This window comes from Hyphobacterium sp. (assembly GCF_965228115.1).
GTDB lineage: Bacteria > Pseudomonadota > Alphaproteobacteria > Caulobacterales > Maricaulaceae > Hyphobacterium.
Genome location: NZ_OZ245794.1, coordinates 2,647,825 through 2,667,771, shown reverse-complemented (window position 1 = coordinate 2,667,771; position 19,947 = coordinate 2,647,825). Strand labels below are relative to the sequence as shown.

13 protein-coding genes and 1 tRNA gene are annotated in these 19,947 nt (G+C 56.7%); 9 read left to right on the top strand and 5 right to left on the bottom strand.

Going from position 1 to position 19,947, the window contains the following annotated elements; all coding sequences use genetic code 11:
• The 6 genes from ACO079_RS13665 (at position 1) to ACO079_RS13640 (ending at position 6,760) form a co-directional block, all read left to right on the top strand.
• The gene (locus ACO079_RS13665) at positions 1-918 is read left to right on the top strand and encodes an SDR family NAD(P)-dependent oxidoreductase (protein WP_421790814.1); all 918 of its coding nucleotides are present in this window, start codon (positions 1-3) and stop codon (positions 916-918) included.
• Positions 911-1,729 (top strand): acyl-CoA thioesterase, encoded by an 819-nt coding sequence (locus tag ACO079_RS13660; protein ID WP_421790812.1) that lies wholly within the window; start codon positions 911-913, stop codon positions 1,727-1,729. Before ACO079_RS13665 ends, ACO079_RS13660 begins: the two co-directional genes overlap by 8 nt.
• A 92-nt stretch (positions 1,730-1,821) precedes the next feature.
• Positions 1,822-3,024, top strand: coding sequence for an acetyl-CoA C-acyltransferase (locus tag ACO079_RS13655; RefSeq protein WP_421790810.1), 1,203 nt, complete (start codon positions 1,822-1,824; stop codon positions 3,022-3,024).
• 14 nt (positions 3,025-3,038) lie between these two features.
• Complete coding sequence (locus tag ACO079_RS13650) at positions 3,039-4,748, top strand: class I adenylate-forming enzyme family protein (RefSeq protein WP_421790809.1); 1,710 nt, start codon at positions 3,039-3,041, stop codon at positions 4,746-4,748.
• 3 nt (positions 4,749-4,751) lie between these two features.
• Entirely contained in the window at positions 4,752-5,810 is a 1,059-nt protein-coding gene (locus ACO079_RS13645) for an AI-2E family transporter (protein ID WP_421790808.1), read from the top strand.
• Positions 5,807-6,760 carry a calcium/sodium antiporter gene (locus tag ACO079_RS13640; RefSeq protein ID WP_421790806.1) on the top strand — a complete coding sequence of 318 codons (954 nt, stop codon included), beginning with the start codon at positions 5,807-5,809 and terminating at the stop codon, positions 6,758-6,760. Before ACO079_RS13645 ends, ACO079_RS13640 begins: the two co-directional genes overlap by 4 nt.
• 10 nt (positions 6,761-6,770) lie before the next feature.
• On the opposite strand, the gene ACO079_RS13635 is transcribed toward ACO079_RS13640, so the two are convergent.
• Positions 6,771-8,684 (bottom strand): PhoX family protein, encoded by a 1,914-nt coding sequence (locus ACO079_RS13635; RefSeq protein ID WP_421790804.1) that lies wholly within the window; start codon positions 8,682-8,684, stop codon positions 6,771-6,773.
• 166 nt (positions 8,685-8,850) lie between these two features.
• On the opposite strand from ACO079_RS13635, the gene ACO079_RS13630 reads away from it, so the two are divergent.
• Positions 8,851-11,013, top strand: a complete 2,163-nt coding sequence (locus ACO079_RS13630) for an acylase (protein ID WP_421790802.1) — start codon at positions 8,851-8,853, stop codon at positions 11,011-11,013.
• 6 nt (positions 11,014-11,019) lie between these two features.
• On the opposite strand, the gene ACO079_RS13625 is transcribed toward ACO079_RS13630, so the two are convergent.
• The 3 genes from ACO079_RS13625 to ACO079_RS13615 form a co-directional block, all read right to left on the bottom strand.
• Positions 11,020-14,850, bottom strand: coding sequence for an Ig-like domain-containing protein (locus tag ACO079_RS13625; RefSeq protein WP_421790801.1), 3,831 nt, complete (start codon positions 14,848-14,850; stop codon positions 11,020-11,022).
• Positions 14,851-14,990: 140 nt separating this feature from the next.
• Positions 14,991-15,695, bottom strand: coding sequence for a carbonic anhydrase (locus ACO079_RS13620; RefSeq protein ID WP_421790800.1), 705 nt, complete (start codon positions 15,693-15,695; stop codon positions 14,991-14,993).
• Between the two features lie 158 nt (positions 15,696-15,853).
• Positions 15,854-16,798, bottom strand: coding sequence for a LysR family transcriptional regulator (locus ACO079_RS13615; protein ID WP_421790798.1), 945 nt, complete (start codon positions 16,796-16,798; stop codon positions 15,854-15,856).
• Positions 16,799-16,929: 131 nt separating this feature from the next.
• On the opposite strand from ACO079_RS13615, the gene ACO079_RS13610 reads away from it, so the two are divergent.
• Together ACO079_RS13610 and ACO079_RS13605 are read left to right on the top strand one after the other, a co-directional pair.
• Positions 16,930-17,460, top strand: coding sequence for a phosphoribosyl-AMP cyclohydrolase (locus ACO079_RS13610; RefSeq protein WP_421790796.1), 531 nt, complete (start codon positions 16,930-16,932; stop codon positions 17,458-17,460).
• A gap of 173 nt (positions 17,461-17,633) precedes the next feature.
• Positions 17,634-19,742 carry a TonB-dependent receptor gene (locus ACO079_RS13605; RefSeq protein ID WP_421790794.1) on the top strand — a complete coding sequence of 703 codons (2,109 nt, stop codon included), beginning with the start codon at positions 17,634-17,636 and terminating at the stop codon, positions 19,740-19,742.
• 12 nt (positions 19,743-19,754) lie between these two features.
• Here the strand turns inward: ACO079_RS13605 and ACO079_RS13600 are convergent.
• Positions 19,755-19,831, bottom strand: a tRNA-Ile gene (locus ACO079_RS13600).
• Positions 19,832-19,947: the final 116 nt, after the last annotated feature.

Here is a 19,947-nt window from a genome sequence, read left to right as displayed (position 1 = left end):
ATGATCCGATTTGACGGGCGGACCGCCATCATCACTGGAGCTGGCAATGGTTTAGGGCGCAGCCATGCGCTTTTGCTGGCAGAACGCGGCGCCAATATTGTCGTGAACGATCTTGGCGGCAGCATTGATGGCTCGGGCGCCTCATCTGAAACCGCCGAGGCTGTGGTGAAGGAAATTACCGAAAAGGGCGGCAAGGCGATCGCTCATGGGGCGAACGTCACCAAACCTGATGAAGTCGCCGACATGGTCGACCAGGCCATTCTGGCCTTCGGGGCGGTAGACATCCTGGTGAACAATGCCGGAATATTGCGGGATAAATCCTTTTCCAAGATGACGCTCGAGGATTTCGAATTGGTCCTGAATGTCCATCTGATGGGTTCAGTGACCTGCACGAAAGCTGTCTGGGATCACATGAAGGAGCGCGGCTATGGCCGCATCGCCATGACAAGCTCGTCCTCTGGCATTTACGGCAATTTCGGTCAGTCGAATTATGGTGCCGCCAAGATGGGTCTGGTGGGCCTGATGAATGTGCTGAGCCTGGAAGGCAAAAAGACCGACATTCGCGTCAACACGCTCTCACCGACTGCGGCGACGCGCATGACGGAAGGCCTGCTGCCACCGGCCGCTTTGGATTTGATGACGGTCGAAAGCGTTTCTGCCGGATTGGCCTATCTGGTCAGCGAAGAGGCTCCAGAACGCACCATTCTGTGTGCCGGCGCCGGCGGATATGCCGCCACGCGGATATATGAAACGCCCGGCATCTATCTGCCGCCATCAGAACAAACACCGGAGGGCGTGGCCGAGAATTTCAACCGCATTCTCGATCCACAAGGACAGGAGATGTTTACCGACGGGTCTGGCCAGACGATTAAATTCATCACGGCTGCCGCCAAGCATTTCGGCGTGTCCCTTGGCTGACGCGCCGCACAGCTTTGATCGGGCGATTAACTTGACGTCGGTCGATGTCGCACCTGGCCGCGCGCGCTATGACGGGGAGATCACGGCGGACTACCAGAATAAGATTGGCCCCTTCGGCGGGGTCGGCGCTGCTTTGCTCGCGCAAGGTATGCAGCAGTCGGTTGGCGAAGGACCAGAGTTGATCTCGATCACTGCCGATTTCCTGACCGGCATGACCGAAGATCCGATTGAGGTCTCTGCTATCTGCCACCGCGTGGGAAAATCAACAGAATTCTGGGCCGCCTCGATCAAGCAAGGCGATGCGCCCTCTCCGGCCTTGCGGGCCACGGGTGTCTTCAGCAAAAGACGCGACACTCTGGAGTGGACTGAGGGTGAGATGCCGGATGCGCCACCGCCACAGGACTGCGAACGCTTCCAACCTCCGCGCACCTGGGGTGAGCGGATCGAAATCCGCCCCGCATTGAACACCGATTTCTTCAACTCAGATTCCACCAGAAATGCGCTCTGGGTGCGGTTTGCGAAAGATCGACCGCTGGATCCGATTGGTCTGGTCTGCCTGGCCGATACCCCCACCCCGCGGGTTTTCTTCACGGCAAAGCGATTCGTTCCGCTCTCGACGGTTTCCATGAGCGTATATCTGCATGCCTCCGCCGAGGATTATTCCAACGTCGGCGCAGATTATGTGTTCATAGACGCCTATGCCGGACGTGGCGGCGGCGGGTTTTATGACCAGCATGCCCGAATCTGGTCCCGATCCGGGAAACTGCTCGCGACCACGCAGCAGATGGTCTGGTACAAAGCCGAGAAATAACCTGACTGAATTTGGCGATTCTCAGGGCTCGACGTAGTCCCTGCAATCGGCAATCATCCAAAGTGAACAGCGTTCATCCCGGGGAGGACAGTATGCGCGAAGCCGTAATCGTATCCACCGCCCGCACACCGATCGGCAAGGCCTATCGCGGTGCTTTCAATAATACTCAAGCGCAAGAATTGGGCGGCCATGCCATCAAGAACGCCGTTGAACGATCGGGTGTTGATCCGGCAGAGATTGACGATGTCGTTATGGGCGCGGCCATGCAGCAGGGCTCGACCGGACAGAATACGGCGCGCCAATGTCTTATCCGGGCCGGTCTGCCGACCGGTGTGGCAGGGCAATCAATGGATCGCCAATGCGCCTCGGGCATGATGGCAATTGCCACGGCTGCCAAGCAGATCATCGTGGATGGCATGACGGTGACCGTTGGCGGTGGTCTGGAATCCATCTCGCTGGTTCAGAACGACAAGATGAACCTCAATCGCGCCGCTGATCCGTGGATTCAAGAAAACATCCCCTCGCTTTACATGTCGATGCTGGAAACCGCCGAGATTGTCGCCGACCGGTATGGCGTTTCGCGCGACGTGCAAGACGAATATGCCCTGCAAAGCCAGCAGCGCACCGCCGCCGCGCAGGAAGCCGGTAAATTCAATGATGAGATCGTGCCGCTGGCCTCACAAATGGGCGTCTTCAACAAGGAAACCAAAGAGATCACCATCCAGGAGGTGACCCTGGATAAGGATGAAGGCAATCGCCCGTCCACCACGCTGGAAGGCCTTCAATCGCTGAACCCGGTGTTTGCCAATGGACAGGTCATTCAGGAAGGCAAATTCATAACGGCAGGCAATGCCTCTCAGCTTTCCGATGGTGCCTCTGCCTCAGTGCTGATGGAAGCCAAGGAGGCTGAAAAGCGCGGTCTGCAACCGCTCGGAATTTATCGCGGCATTGCGGTGGCCGGGCTTGATCCGGATGAAATGGGCATCGGTCCGATCCACGCCGTTCCGAAACTGCTCAAGGCCAATGGCCTGAGCATGGATGACATAGATCTGTGGGAGCTGAACGAAGCTTTTGCCGTTCAGGTGCTCTACTGCCGCGATCATCTCGGCATTCCGAACGAAAACCTGAACGTCAATGGCGGCGCGATTTCGATCGGCCACCCCTACGGCATGTCAGGCGCGCGGATGGTGGGCCATGCCCTCATCGAAGGCAAACGACGGGGCGCGAAATATGTCGTTTGCACCATGTGCGTGGGTGGTGGCATGGGTGCCGCCGGCCTGTTTGAAATTGCTTAGAGGACGTCAAAAAGATGGCTGATCGCCTTCCCGCCCCGACCCGCGACGAGATTATGGAATCTGCTCTCAAATTAATGGGCACAAATCCGTTTTTTGAAGTGGGTGAAGCCGAGATCCGTGGCGCCACGTTCCGCGTCTTCAAGAATGCGCCGAATAACACAGATGGTCTGTTGTTCATGTGCGATATGCACGCCGACAAAATCGCGGTGGTGCATGGCGATGTGCGCTGGACCTTCGGCGATCTGGCGCGGGAAGCCCGCTCTTTCGCGGCTGGTCTCGTCAAGTTGGGTGTGAAGAAAGGCGACATGGTCGCAACCGCCACAAGGAACACGCCAGAATGGATGGCCACCTATCTGGGCACTACGCTGACCGGTGCGGTGATCGTTCCCCTGAATGGCTGGTGGACGCCCAGCGAGATGGAATTCGCATTGAAAGATTGTGGCGCGAAAATCCTGCTGGTTGATTCAGAGCAATCGCCGAAATTCCTGACGCTGAAAGACAAGCTTGGCCTGAAACTCATTTGCGGGACTGGCGAATTTGACGGGCAAGACCGGAGCTGGGCTTCGGTCCGGGATGATGGCCTCAACGAAGACCCGCCCGCGGGAGCCGTCGAAGCCGATGACCTGATGAGCATCATGTACACGTCAGGATCTACAGGTGATCCCAAAGGCGTGATGTTGACGCATCGTGGAGCCTGGTCGGTTATCCTGTCTTTTGCCTTCGTTATGGCTGCCGCCAAGGAAACCGAAAAAGGCGGCAAGATGGCAGAGGCCGCCGGTGATCTTGCCATACTTTTGTCGGTGCCCCTGTTCCATGTTACCGGTACCCACCCGGTCTTCATGTTGTCGATCATTCTGGGCCGGAAAATGGTTTTGATGCGGGCCTGGAAGCCAGAAGAAGCGGTGCGCCTGATCAAGGAAGAGAAGATCACTAATTTTGTTGGCGTGCCGACCATGTCGCACGAGCTGATGCTGGCGGCAGAAGCCATGGGCGAGAGTCTGGATACGCTAACCGACTTATCGGCAGGAGGTGCCAAAAGGCCGGCCAGCCATGTGAAGCGCCTCGCCGAAAGTTTTAAATCTTCATACTCTTCAACGGGTTATGGCCTGTCTGAAACCAGCGCGCTCGGCACTTACAACGGCCTTCTGGACTATCAAAGCAAGCCAGGTTCTTGCGGCCGCGCGGTACCTCCATTAACGGATGTTCGAATTGTTGGATCCGATGGCAAGGACGTGTCAACGGGTGAACCCGGCGAAGTCTGGATCAAGACCCCTGGCGTATTCGCGGGTTATCTCAACCTGCCTGAGGAAACCGAAAAAGCCCTGACACCGGATGGCTGGTTCAAATCGGGCGATGTTGGCACAATGGATGAAGAAGGTTTCGTTACTATCGTGGACCGGCTCAAGGACATGATTGTCCGGGGCGGCGAGAATGTAGCCTGTCTCGAGGTCGAAGCCGCGCTGGTCAAGCATCCGCGAATTATCGAGGCGGCTGTCTTCGCTGTACCGGATGCCCGCTTGGGTGAGGCTGTCGGAGCCGCGATCTATACAAAGCCAGGGATTGATATCACGCTAGATGAGCTCAACGACTTCCTGGAAGGCGATCTGGCCGCGTTTAAACGGCCGGAGCACCTTTGGCATTTCAACGAGCCCTTGCCGCGTGGCGGGACCGAAAAGGTCGACAAGCCCGGCTTGCGAAAACAGCTATTGGGCGGTAACGCCTGATATATGAAGCTAACGATTGATGCCCGGTTCGTCTTTGGCCTGATCGCAATTCTTGCGATTGCCTGGGCCTTGCGGGCTGCGGGCGCTGTTCTCCTACCTTTTCTGATCGCGGCGTTTCTGGCTGTGATTCTCGAGCCGTTGACCAAGCGCATGTGCAAGCTTGGGGCTCCTAGAAGTCTGGCCGCGCTGTTATCGACCTTGCTATCGGTGATTGTTATTGCCGGACCGGTCGTGGCCATCACACCCATTGTCATCATCGAAGGCCGCGATCTTATCGCTCGTTTGCCCACCCTGTTGGACAATGCGCTCACGAGCGCAGGCGCAATCGCCGAAGGTTTCGGCCTTGAGATGCCGGCCATCTCCATGCAATCCATAATGGGCGAGGAAAATCCCTGGCGGACGATCAGCGCACGCATCGCCGGTTCGGTATCGAACGCTATCTCCGGTGTCTTGCTGGCGTTCTTGACACCAGTTGCCTTGTTTTTCTTCCTCAAGGACTGGCCAGGCATTTCCGAAACGATCAGCAACCTGCCACCCCGCCGTTACTCCGACGAGCTACGCCGGATCGTACGGGAAACCAATGTCCAGCTTTCACGATATGTCCGTGGCCAGAGCCTCGTCATTTTGGTGCAAGCTATCTATCACGCGGCTGCGCTCGCTGCGATCGGCCTGAATTATTCGGTCGCGATCGGCATTCTGACCGGCCTATCGGCCATAATCCCGGTTGTCGGCAATCTGGTCATGTTTTCACTGGCCCTACTGGTGGCCGTCAGCCAGTACGACACGCTCTGGCCTATTCTTGCTGTGGTCGCGATCTATGGCGTGGCGCAGATACTCGAAACTGTCTGGCTTGCACCACGCCTTGTCGGCGGCCAGTTGAAACTCCACCCCCTCTGGATCATGGCAGGTTTGCTGGTCGGTGGTGCCTTGTTTGGATTGCTAGGTGCTTTACTGGCCCTTCCAATGGTGGCGGTCGGCAGCGTGCTGGCAAAATTCGGCCTCGAGGTCTGGCGCGATAGCGAGTTCTACAAAAAACCTGATCCGCCCAAGTCAACATCATGATGGCCGCGCTTCTCATCCTCGGCGGCATAGCCTTGCTGGCATTCGGGGGAGATGCGCTCGTCCGGGGCGCTGTGGGTATTGCCAACAAGCTCAATCTTTCGCCCATGTTTGTCGGGCTGGTGCTAGTGGGGTTTGGAACATCGGTGCCGGAACTTTCGGCCAGCTTGCAGGCACAATTTTCTGGCGCGACTGATGTTGCCGTGGGAAATGTGGTTGGATCCAATACCGCAAATATCCTGCTGATCCTTGGCGTTGGCGCGCTTATCCGCCCGATTCTAGCTGTCCGCGAAGCTCTGTTGCGCGACGGCCTGGCGCTTGGATTGGCGACATCTGCCGCAATCTTGTTCCTATTCTATTCACCCCTCCCTATTGGCTGGGGCGCCCTGCTTGTAGGTGGGCTGTTGCTCTATGTCTTACTAAGCTATGTGCTCGACCGCCGGCGGGGCGATAAGGCTGGCGCGCTTCACGAGGCAGAAGCCGCCAGTACAAACGCGCCGGAAAACTGGGTTTTGGCCGCCGGCTTCTTTGTCGCCGGACTGACTGGCGTTCTTCTGGGCGCACGTTTTCTGGTGAGCGGCGCTGTCACATTGGCCGAAAACGCGCAGATTTCCGAAGCCGTAATCGGGCTAACGATTGTTGCTTTTGGCACCTCATTGCCCGAGCTGGCCGCAACGATCGCTGCCGCCATCCGCCGTCAGGGCGATGTTGCGTTCGGCAATGTCATCGGTTCCAACATCTTCAATGCCGCAGGTATTCTGGGTGCAGCGGCGCTGGTTAGTCCCCTCGATGTTGCCGATCGCGTCCTGCGTGAAGACGTCTGGGTGATGCTTGCAGCAACGGCAATGCTGATCCTGTTTGCTTTTACCGGGCAGCGCATCGACCGGCGCGAAGGCGCGCTGCTGCTGGGCCTTTATGGTGCTTATATTGTGTGGCTGGCCGCTTCTGCCTGAGTCTTGATAATTAACTTCCGACGACGCCGCCGCCTTGTTTACGGATGGCAACAATAGAAGAGCGCGCCGGCATATCATCCCGAAAATCGGGCCAACGGGTTGCCGGTGCCTCGAAAGACGCTCCCCTCCCGTCGCCCGGATGCTGGATGGCAAGAAACAGGGTTTCGCCATCGGGTGTGAATTTCGGTCCGCAGACTTCCGCGCCAACTGGCGCTCGAAAGAAGGCCCGACCCGTTCCCCGGCGCTCGCCCGTTGTTTCCATGGCCCACAAACCGTCCGTTGCATTCCCCGTCCATTCATTGCCGTCGGTGGCAATCCAGAGGCGGCCTTGCGGATCCACGGCGCAATTGTCCGGGCTGCCAAACCATCCGTCCGGGCTGGTCAACGGGTTCCACGTCGCGCCAAATTCCGGGTTTTCCGGATCGCCACAGCGCACGAGAATGTCCCAGCGCGAGCGCGTTGAGGTGAAGTCGCCATCCGGTTCGGTGATTTCAATGACATGACCAAAACGGTTCTCGGCTCTTGGGTTTGCCGCATCCACCTGTTCTTCCGATCGCCGTGAATTGTTGGTGAGCATGACCCAGACCTTGCCGCTCCGGGCGTCCGGTTCGACGTCCTCAGGCCGGTCCATGGGCGTTGCGCCGAGAAGGTCTGCGGCCCGCCGCGCTTCTATCAGCACATCCGCTTGCGAGCTGAAACCGTTGCCGGACGTGAGGGGACCCTCCCCGAATGTTAGCGGCATCCAATTCACATCACCGCTGTCTTCAAATCGAGCGACAAAAAGCGTGCCTTCATCGAGCAGGTCGAGATTGGCAGAACGATCGTCCGGATTGAACCGGCGGGCGGTGACGAATTTGTAGACGTAATCAAACCGCTGGTCGTCTCCTGAATAGAGCACGACGCGGCCATCCGGCGCGACAACGCTTTCTGCACCCTCATGTTTGAACCGGCCCAGAGCGGTTCGCTTCTTTGGGATCGATTCCGGGTCTAACGGATCAACTTCAACAATCCAGCCGAAACGGTTTGGCTCGTTCGGTTCCAGCGCGACATTATAGCGATCGAAATGCTGACCCCAGACATAGCGGCTGGACGGTACGCCATAACGCTCGTGATTGACCGTCTCGGGATGCCCATCGGGAAGCTCGCCGAGGAAAATATTGTTGAAGTTCTCTTCCGCCATCAAATACGTGCCCCACGGCGTTGTGCCGCCAGCACAATTATTTACCGTTCCGGAAACGGTCCGCCCTTCCGGGTCCTCAGCCGTCACAAGCCGCGGCGATCCTGCCGCAGGCCCGGATATTTCCAACGGCGTCGCATGAGCGGTGATCCGCCGATTGTAGGGCGACCCGATAACGGGCTGCCAACCATCCGGCGTTTGCCGGATTTCGACGATCGTTCCGCCGTGAGCTGCCATCTCGGTCAGACATTCTTCACGGGTCATCTGATCGCGGCCCCGCTCGGAAATTCCCGGCTGCATCATCTCGCTTGAAACATATTCATGATTGACACATAGCAGCCCCCGCGTGCCTTCAAGGTCATCCGGAAGGGGTATGAAGCCAACATAGTCATTATTGAAACCGAACTGACGCAATTGTGCTGTTTCAGACTGGCACTGCGGATCGAAGGCCGGGCTATCCTCAAATAACGCGTCACCCCAGCGGATCACAATGTCGGCCTGGTATCCAAGGGGCACATGATGAGTCGGATCGCTTCCCCTCGCGATTTCCTCAAATCCGAATGCGGGCGCGGCCCCATTCTCTGATCGGAATGTGTTCAGCGCACACCCTGAAAGCGCTAAACCTGACACAGCTGCCATTCCACCCAGAAATCCGCGGCGGCTCAGGCGTTTTTCAATAATCTCGCTGATGGTCGCTGCACCGGCAGCTGGTCTCGGATTGGATGGTATGTCGTCCAGATCTTGCATTTTGATCGCCTACACTCGTCTGTGTTCCGCTTAGCGTGGGAATACGACAATTTCATCACTGTCACCGAACAACCGAATGTGCCGCTAACCAATCGCATCCAACGCAGAGAGATTGACGGCTGACGTTTGAAGTCAATGCGTTATTCTGACGGCGGGGAGACAATCTATGAAACTGGCATTCAAGATCATCGGCAGTGTTCTGGTCGTGGCGATACTCGGACTGGCAACCCTGGCCTGGACGCCCGCTCCGCCTAGCCCGGACGAGGATATCATCCGGGCCGAGGCCGCCCGCTATTCCGCCCGCATAATCCGGGATGCCTACGGAGTGCCGCATATTTCCGGTGAAACCGATGCGGACGTCGGCTTCGGCCTTGCCTGGGCTCATGCTGAGGATGATTGGGAAACCATCGAGAGCACACTGCTGGCGGCGCGCGGAACGCTTGCGCTGTATGATGGTCAGGATGCTGCCCCGACCGATTATATCGTGCAGCTCCTGCGGGTCCGCGAGACGGTTGCCGAACAATATGAGAGCGATCTTGCCCAAGATACGCGCGATCTCCTGGAAGCCTATGCCACTGGCTTTAACGCCTGGGCGCTGGAAAATCCTGGCCGCGTGCGCTACGGGGCACTGCCGGTCACCGGCGAGGATGTGGTCGCGGGCTTCGTTTTGCGAACCCCCTTTATGTATGGTCTGGATGCCGATCTCGGCGAATTGTTTGCAGAAACGCGACAGAGAACCATCTCGATCGGCGAAGATGAAGCCGCCTGGCAATTGATAGACGGAGAAAACCCTGAGCTGGGCTCCAACGCGATCGCTGTAGCGCCATCACGTTCCGAGGGTGGTGCAACACGCCTGATCATCAATTCGCATCAACCTTTCACTGGGCCCGTCGCCTGGTATGAAATCCGCGTGCAAAGCGAAGAGGGTTGGGATGCGGCCGGCGGTACGTTTCCCGGGGCGCCCCTGGTCCTGCACGGACATAACGCCGATCTCGGCTGGGCCCACACGGTCAACCATCCGGATCTCGCGGATATCTATGTGCTGGAGATAAATCCGGAGGACGAAAACCAATATCGCCTCGATGGCGAATGGGTGGATTTCGAAACCGGCACAGCAGACTTGCGCGTGCGCCTGTTCGGACCGTTTTCCTGGGTCTTCAATCGCGAGCTTTTGTGGTCAGCGCATGGCCCGGTCGTCCGGCGTCCCCATGGCACCTATGCCATTCGCTATTCCGGCTTTGATGAAATCCGCGCCGCCGAACAATGGTACCGTATGAACCGCGCGGAATCCTTCGAAGACTGGATGGCGGCCATGGAGATGCAGGCTGTGACCAGTCTCAACACGGTCTATGCCGACCGGGAGGGGCATATCGCCTATGTTTACAACGCACGCATGCCGGTAAGGGCGGCGGGGTATGATTGGCGCGAATATTTGCCGGGAGACCGTTCTGAGCTGATCTGGACAGAGTATGCACCACTTTCTGACCTGCCGATCGTGATTGATCCGCCTTCGGGCTTTGTCGCGAACGCCAATAACACCCCGTTCCGGGCAACGGCCCGCGATGACGACCTCGATCCAGACGATTTCCCGGCCAGTTTTGGGATCGAGCGCGAAATGACCAATCGCGGACAACGCCTTTTCCAGCTTCTCGAGGATGATACAGTTATCACCGGGACCGATTTGCTCGGCCACAAGTTCGACCTTCATTATGCGGCGAACTCACCCGTGGCGCGGCTCGTAAGTGAATTACTGGCGCAGGACTTTGGCGACGACCAGCTGATGTTCGATGCTCAGCGAGTGCTTGAGGCGTGGGACTTCTCTACTGACATTTTCGATACATCCGCTGCGCTGGGCGTGCTCACGGCCATCAAATGTATAGAGAACAGGCATGATTTGAGGCCCTGGACGTGTGATCCGGCAGAGGCACTGCGTGCCTCGGCTGACGACTTGATGTCCCATCATGGCCGGCTTGATCCGCCATGGGGTGATGTGAACCGCCATGTGCGCGGCGAATTCCATGAGCCTGTTGATGGCGGCCCTGACATACTCCGGGCGATTTACTGTGGCTGCACAGAGTTGAACGCAGAAGGACAATTTCACGGCGTTGCCGGGGACACCTACATCATGGCCGTGGAATGGGATGCCAACGGAAATTTGCGCAGCCGTGCCATCCATCAATTTGGCTCCGCTACATTGAACGGAACCTCACCGCATTATGCCGACCAGGCAGATGAGTTCGTAGCCATGGAGTTGCGTGAAATCCCGTGGACGCAAGACGCGCTGATGGCAGAAGCGACGCGGGATTATAGGGTCGGTGGCCGCGATTAGCGCTGGCTAACGCAAAACCGAATAGAAAGCGCGGTCGCCAGAAATATAGGCAAGGCGCAAGCGCAGAACACCATTCTCATCCGGTTGCTGATAGATAATGGCAAAGGCGGTTTCTCCATCGCCGGCATCCGCACAGCTTTCCTTGCTCAACACATAAGTCGCCAACTCGGCGAGCGCGACAGATGCCATCTGAATATTACCGCTCAAGCTACAATCATTGCCTGTCACAGGGTTCGTATAGGTCAGACTGATAAGGTTGCTTACAGTCGCTGTTGCCTCCCATTGAGCAACGCCCTGCGCGGCCGCTGCTTCCCCAAACGCCAACAGCTGAGGTGATGAAAGATCAATCGGCGCGGTGAATGAGCGCTGATCAATCGTGCCCGTGAAAACAGAAAAACTGCCAGATTGGTCGACCAACTGAAGCTGGATTTGCCGCCCCGGGAACCAGAACCCATTCACGTTGCCGGTCGTGGCCTGGCCTGATGCTGTTACCAGCGAATAGGTTCCATCCAAATTCCTGCGCCGGGCATTAAAGATGCCGGGCGAATAGTCAATCAGGCCGACACTATTGCGATTGATCAGCATCAGGCGATTTCCGGGGAGCGCCACAAGAAGGCTCCGCCCATTATTGCCCTGGCCAGAGTCGACCGCCAAAGTACCCTGCCAAACACCATAAGGCCCTGTGTCTTGCGTTGAATCGAGCAGGCCGAATGGTCCTGTCGTATAGCCGACGCTCGTCAATCCACGCGTCTGACCTGCCGCATCCCGGAAGCGCAAATACAGTCTTGCATTCGCAGGGTCATCCGGGACTGTCGTTTGATCGCCATCGCTGTCCACAGCCAGAATAGAGAATAGCGCGGGATCGGCCGCCATGTTGACGTCCACGCCGGGCGCCCGTGGCGCGAGACACACACCATTTTCGTCGGTCTGGCAAAGCGTGAAGGAGCTAGGGATCATACCAAAGCCGTTATCGAGGCTCACATTGAGTGTCTCTGGAGCACCAATATTTATAGCCGCCGCCGCCATTGCCTGTCGTCCACCGTTCGCTGGTACGCGCAGGACGCCGTCACTTGTGGGGGTCGCACCGATCGCAATGACATCGGCAATGGGCGTCGCCGAGATGGAGACCAACAATGTGTTGACCCCCTCAAAGACAGGCGCGCTTCCTTCGTCGCAGGAAAAACGGACCGGCAAATCCACGCCGGCTCCGGTCGTTGGCGTTTGCGGTGTGAAAGCCAACACGAATGAGCGTTGAGCATTGGCCGGAATGCTGAATACCGGGTCTGGCGCACCGATCGGCTGGTTTGCCGCGTCCACCTGGCGATAGGTCATGGACACAGGAGCGCCCGGATCAACCGATATCCGGCAACCATCGGCTTGATCACCTGGACCATTCAACACGGTTGCGAACGCGGTGAAGACATCTCCTCCAACGACGCCGGACCGCGTGGTTGGCAGAACAGCAGACCTGAGCAAAGGCCCATTCGATACGTTCACCGTAACAGTCGCGGTATCAAAGGCTCCATGCTCATCAGAAAGCGTGTAGACGAACCGGTCGGTGGACGTTCCTCCATTGATCAGTTCGACAAAACCTGCCCCCGGTGAATAGAAAACCTGACCGTTCTCGAACCGGACCGTGCCTCGCGCGCTGGTCGCATCGATCGCAGTTATGGCAATCACGGCGTCATTGTCGATATCACTGTCGCCATCGAGCAGCTCGTTGGTGATATTTCGCTCGGCATCCCAGAGCGCGACGTCCACGCTGTCATCGTCGGCAACGGGGCGATCATTGGCGCCAATTATGATCATTTCCACATTTGCGGTCTGATCGTTTTGGTCGCTGGTCGTCGAGCCGCTGTCTCGCACCGTGTAGGTAAAGCGATCGACATCGCTTTCTCCCAGAGCAAGGGTTTCGAAGGCTCCATTTGGATCGTAAACGCGGCCGTTTACGACGCCGTCGGACCGGAATTCAATAAGCCCGCGCAAGCCGGTCGTATTGTCAAACCGGTAGTTCAAGCGATCATTTTCGTCCGGATCTGAATCGTTGGCCAGAACCAGTGGAATAAACTCCAATGCCGGGCCGTCCTCGCTGATTTCTATACGGTCATCATTGGCCGTCATCGGATCATTTGCGCCGGGCACCTGGATGCTCATCGTAAATGTTGAACTGGCTCCATTCGTGTCCGTGACCGTATAGGTCAATGAATCCGTTTCCTGTTCAAACCGGCCGAGACGTTGGTAAAACGGCTCGGGATCATACGTGAAAGTCGTGCTGTTAAAGACGACAGCGCCATTCGTATTCGACAGATCTACGCTTTCGAAATCCCATGCGTCGCCCTCATTGTCGACAATAACCCCTCTGAGGCTGGTTCCTAAGTCGAAGGGGCCAGCGTCTTCATTGATCCTGACAAGTACATTCCCACCTCGAGGTGGATCATTTTCTGGAATAATCGTCAGCAATAGAGACGGGTCACGCGGAACCGTATTGGACCCAGGATGATACGCCATGCCTGAGAAGAAACGGGCCGCGACGAGGTCCAAGAGAGAATCCTGATTGAGATCGGCGACTGCGAGGCCCGCATCACCAAAATTCCCAAATCGTGATTGCGGACCGAATCCCGTATTATCGACAAACAGAGGCGATGCCGCAGTTCCCGTGTTTTCGAAGTAACTCAATGCGCCGCCACTCTGCCACGCAACAAGCAATTCAAGATCGCCGTCACCATCGAAGTCGAAACTGGTCAGTGATGGACCGGCACGTCCTGACTCCTCAACGGCCTCGAACGGATTGGCTGCGCCGGTATGCTCCGCAAAGCTGAGCGTTGCGTTCTGCGTTGTATTGAGAAAATAGCGAATATTCCCGTCTAGCGTCCCGACCGTGACATCCGGCAGGCCATCGCCGGAAAAATCCGCAATATGCGGTTCGGCGAGATCGCCAAAATCCTGGCCGTGCAGAGTGCCATCCGGCGTATCCAGCCGTTCGAAGACAGCTGCCGCCTGACTGCCTGTATTCAGATACACCTCCACAAGTCCGGTGTGATCACCGGCAATGAAATCCAAATCACCGTCATTATCCAGGTCGCCGAGCGCTGCACGGCCGCGTAAGCCGAGGTCGATGCCATCGAATGGATTAGCTGCACCGGAGCGCTGGACAAAAGTAGGACTGGAGACTGAGCCCGTATTCTCGAAATAATCAAAAACGGCACCGTTGCGCCCGAGGACCATGTCGAGATCGCCGTCATTGTCGAGATCGCCAAGAGCGGGATCACCTACAGCATATCCGGCCGGTGTCTCGAAGGGGGGTGTCGCTGATGCTTCACCGAATCCAATCGTCGTTCCCTCGCTCGAAAACTCGCCTTCGGCATCCGTCACCCGCAAGAAAATCCGGCGCTGTTCGACCGGAGGATCAGGCTGGTGAAACAGATGAATCGATCGAATTATTTCCTGGAGGGTTTCCGGGGTGATATCCGCCTCAATGGTAATTCCATCCAGGCCATCAATGCTTTGCGGCTGCCAGAATCCAAGCCGCGTATTTCCCCGATATATTTCAACGCGCGAGAATGCAGTCCGGAATTGGAGATCAGACCCCTCAAGCGTCCGGAAATAAATGAAATCGCCCTGGGCCAGGCCATAATAGGCAAATGACCCGCCCTGAAGCGAATTGGTCGCACCGACCGTGACATTGGAGAACAAGGGAAAGAGTACGCCGGCGCCCTGGACCTCGCTTTCCTGTGCGGTCACATCTGCCAACCCGCCAAGGACCGGTGGGTCAGCCAAAGCGGCACCGGAGTTGACATACAAAAAGGCTAACGCCGCAAAACCGGTCGCTTTACGCATTGCAAACTCATCCCAATCAGCCTGACCTGTTTTTCCAAGCTATACGGTCGAACGAAGTCCGCAACCGAAACGTGCTGAAGTTTGAAAAAAGGCTGCCCCGTTTCCAGGACAGCCTCTCATTCCATCGATCGAATGCAGGATTAGTCGTTTTCCAGCACGAAACGGCGATTGTGCGGAAGGGTTGGCCGGGCAGTATCGCCAAACAGGCCCTGATAAGCCTCGATCTGTTCGGCTGAGGCTTCTAGTGGCTCTGACAATACGGTCCAGGCGACAACCTCCGAGCAAGGCGGTGTCGTCAGGGAACCGGAATAGCGGAAACCATCCATGTCACCCGGCAGGAAGTTGGTGAGATCCAGATTTTCTACCATGCCGGTTTCGCCCGCGGCCGGGATTGCATTCCACAAAGCGGTCAGCTCGGGATTCTCGTCGCCTTCCTCATAGAAGACTCCAACAACGGCCAAATTGCCGTCTTCAGACGCGTGCACAAAGTGCACTTCCAGCGGATAGGCTTCACCATCAACCGTGTGCTCGCTGAGCGAATGGAAGTGGAACTGAATGAGATCATAGCGCACACCGTTCAGGATAAGCGTGCCGGCATCGGTGTTTGCTGTGAAGTTCAGGCTATTGCGGGTCAATTCAACCGAATCGGCCGTGTGCCATGCCAGTGCTGGCATAATACCTTCAGCTTCTACGGCACCGTTCAGATCGATCGGGGATTGCTGAATTCCGGTGGCACAGACACCGCCCCAGTTCGCAGGCCCCGTCTCACCGGAATAGCTGTAATCCTGAGCGGCAGCGGTGCCCGCAAGGGCCAGGCTCGCGCCTGCAAGCAAAAGCGTTTTCATGATGACCTCTCCTTTGGCCGATTTGATTTCAGCCATATCCCCATTGTTTAATTATCGCAGAAGCAGGTATGCCGCACGCGGCCACTAGCAAGTCAGAAAACACAGTTTTTTCATGATGTTGTGTTATGTTATAACATAGAGTGCGGATCGGCACTTACTTACCTAGCTGGTTTTTCTGGGACAAATATTTCGCCCTGCTCGCGGCGGATGTTTTGCGCCTCGAAGACAAGTTCGTCACCGAGCCAGTTGAACAATTCAGGATCCGGGTTCGACCTCCGCCAGTGCAGGAATACCGGATGTGACGCCTTTACGTGATCTATGCGCCGTACAGCAAAAGCCGGATCACGCACGGCCTCGCCGAGCGCATACAGGCTTGGCAGAACGGCAATTCCTGCTCCACTGTCAGCCATTCTGCGAACGGCATCGAGGCTTGCGCCTTGATATTCGTCGCTCACAGTTGCTTTGGCGAGGGCGGCAAGATCGTGCGCAACGTCTGAAAGATAGAAGTCAGGACCAACGGTGATGAGCGTCCGACCTGCCAGCTCTTCAAGCCGGACCGGCAGGTTGGGTGCCATCAACGGATCTCCCGGATGGCTACTGATCCAGAGCGATTCATCGAATAAATGGCGGGACACCAGGCCACTTACCTTGCTTTCTGATGCGACAACAAAATCGAATTCGCCGTCTGCCAATTTAGCCAGGAGCTCAGCGGCCACGCCTTCGCGGACGCTAAAGCGTGTGTCATACCGTTCACCTCGCAGCCGCTCCATAAAGCGCGGCAATAGATAGGCACCAATTGATGGCAATGCGCCGGCCTTGAATCGCTGCCCGGCTTTGCGGCCAAGTCGGCGCGCCTTGTTTTTGAAAGCTGATGCCGCGTCCAGTAATTCCTTGGCCTCGCCGAGCAATTGTTCACCGGCAGCGGTCAGCCGCACCGATCTGGACGTCCGCTCGAATAGCCGGACACCAAGTTCAACCTCCATGCTCGCGAGTTGTTTTGACAGGCTGGGTTGCGTAACGGCGAGTTTTTGCGCAGCCGGACCGAACGCCAACGCGTCGGCGACAGCGACAAAATATTCGAGCTGACGAAGGGTCGGACGCATTCTTGCAGCTTCGACCTATTCATTCCCAAAAGCAATTAATCAGCGCCGCATATTCAATTGGTAATCGGCAGGGCGGTCCTTATCTCAGCCCTCGTGCAGACAAACGCACGGGTTCAAAAGGATAGATACAAATGAAAACGATCACAGTTTCCGCCGCTCTCGCCGGCTCGGTTCTTCTTGCTTCCGGCGCGGCTGCTTATGACACCATCACCGAAGCCGAAGTAAATGCTGCTCAGCAAGCCTGGGGCGAAGGCATTGTCGCAATCGGCGCAGCTTATACCGCAAACGAAGACTATGAAGCGGCGGCTGCTGCTCACATCGAACGCTTCTATGCTTACGGTTCGCATGACGTCTTGTTCAAGCCGACCCTGGCTTCTGACGACCAGTTCCGCGGCACGTTTGACGAAGCCCTGTCCTACTTCGTCGGCGGCTCGATTGCTGAAGACAATGGCTTCGCCATTGCGCCGTACACCAATGTGCGTTGGGAAAACGAAGGCACGCTTATCGATGCCGACAGCGCCGTGGCCATGGGCAATTACTTCTTCACAACGACTGAAGGCAATGAAGTGAAAGTTGAATACAGCTTCGGCTATGTGCGTGGCGACGACGGTGAGTTGCGCATCGTTCTTCACCACTCCTCGCTGCCTTTCAGCGCGGAATAAGACTGCTGTAGCGGCGGGTGGATATCGCCATCTGGCTCCCAAGCATGACGTAAACGGATTGTCGCAGGGCGTATTCGCTCTGCGACAATTTGTTTGTGCCTTGCCCGGTTGTAATTGAGTCTCGCGCCTATATAGCTGCAACTCATTATCAATAACGATCGGGGGATCGGGCAATGATTATCGCCACGGCCATCGCCGCAGGGCTGGCTATTAGCGCGCATGCAGATTCGGAGACGTTGGAAACGCAAGGCGTCCCCTTCCCCGAACAGGATACCATCACAGTGATCGGCCGATATCTGTCGCTTGATCAGATCAATGCCGTGAAGACACCAACGCCAATTGTTGATGTCCCGCAAAGCCTGTCCATTGTCTCGGCTGAACAGATCGAAAACCAGGCTTTTACCAGCCTCGGAGATCTGTTGCGCTACACACCCGGCCTGTCGATCAGCCAGGGTGAAGGACATCGCGATTCCATCAATATTCGCGGCAATCAGACAACGGCAGATTTCTTCCTGAATGGTATTCGCGACGATGTTCAGTATTACCGCCCGCTTTATAATCTGGATCAAATTGAGGTGTTGCGCGGATCTAATGCACTGCTGTTCGGGCGAGGAGGCGGGGGCGGCGTCATCAACCGCGTGACCAAATCGCCTTTGATCGGCGATCAGTTCACAACGCTGACTGCCGGTGCGGACACATTTGGTGCCTATCTCACCAGCGTCGATACCAATGTGGACCTGGGTCCGGCCGCCGCCACGCGGTTGAACCTCTTTGGCGAAGGTTTGAACAATCACCGTGATCAGTTCGACGGGACCCGATTCGGGATCAATCCAACGCTTGGCATTGAATTCTCTCCGCAAACCCGGGCGGTTTTCTATTATGAGTATTTGAATGACGATCGTGTCGTCGACCGCGGCGTGCCTTCCGTCAGTGTAGCGGGTGGGCCGGACCGGCCGCTGGAGGGCTTCAATCAAACATTTTTCGGGTCACCGGATCAGAGTTTCACCACGCTGGAGGCCCATATTCTGAGAGCCCGCATTGATCACGAATTCTCGGATACGCTGCGGGGCAACGCCACCGTTCAATATGCCGATTACGACAAGCTGTACCAGAATATCTATCCGGCCGGATTCGATGCCTCGGTCACACCGAATACCGTTCGACTGGATGGATATCTCGACACCACCGCCCGCCAGAATCTGATTGTCCAAGGCAATCTGATCGGAGAGTTCAATACCGGCTCTGTAGGCCACACCGTCCTGTTCGGTCTGGAATATGGCGATCAGCAAACCGACAATGCGCGCAATGACACACTGTTTCCGGCCAGCAATGATGATCAGATTGTCATCCCTTTCACTGATCCGCTGATCATCCCCGCTTTCACCTATTCCGTGCCGGCTCGTGATCGGACGAGTGATGTCAGTTTTGTCTCGGCTTATGTGCAGAACCAGATAGATCTCACCGAGAATTTCAAGCTGATCGCCGGTCTGCGGTTTGATCAATTTGATGTTTCGGTCCTGGACCGGCGCGCCATTTCGCCAACGGACAATGGCCGCCGTGCGCGCGACGATAATGAAATCTCTCCGCGTCTTGGACTCATCTACAAGCCGGCTGAAAACATTTCGATTTATGCCAGCTATTCAGAGGCTTTCCTGCCCAGCTCGGGCGACCAATTCCTGACGCTGTCGACCACGACTGAAGACATCAGACCGCAAGTTTTTGAAAATCAGGAAATCGGGTTCAAATGGGATATTTCGCCCGCGCTAAGCTTCACCGCCTCCGCTTTCCGGCTGGAACGCGGCCTGTTTACGAGCGTTGATCCGGATGATGCGTCCATTGTGACGACCGTGCCCGGCAGCACCACAGACGGGTTTGAACTCGAGCTTGTAGGGGAACTGACGGACGACTGGTTCATCAGCGCAGGATACAGCTATCTCGATGGCGAGATTGAAGGCGGAGCCAATAACGGCAACCGGCCCCGGCAAACGCCCGAGCATATGCTTTCGGTCTGGACCCAATACCGGCTGACTAACCGCCTCTCCATTGGCGGCGGTGCAACCTATCAGGACGCGTTTTTCGTCCGCGAGGACAATGCGGTCGAAGTGCCCAGCTATATCCGATTTGATGCTGGCGTTTTTTATGATGTCAGCGAGGACACGCGCTTGCAGCTGAATATCGAAAATCTGCTGGATGAAGATTATTTCCCTGACGCGCATTCAAACGACAACATCACAACAGGTGAGCCGTTAAATGCGCGCCTGACGGTGCGGCACCGGTTTTAGGGAAGAGAAAAATGGTGGGCCCGGAGGGACTCGAACCCCCAACCTAGCGGTTATGAGCCGCCAGCTCTAACCAGTTGAGCTACAGGCCCCCAAACCGGCGCACAAACACATACGGAATGCCCTGCCCCGCGCCAAGCCGGGAATGCTGTAAATAAAAAAGCGCCCGCCAAAATATGCCGGGCGCTTTTGTGTAGCCGGAAGCGTC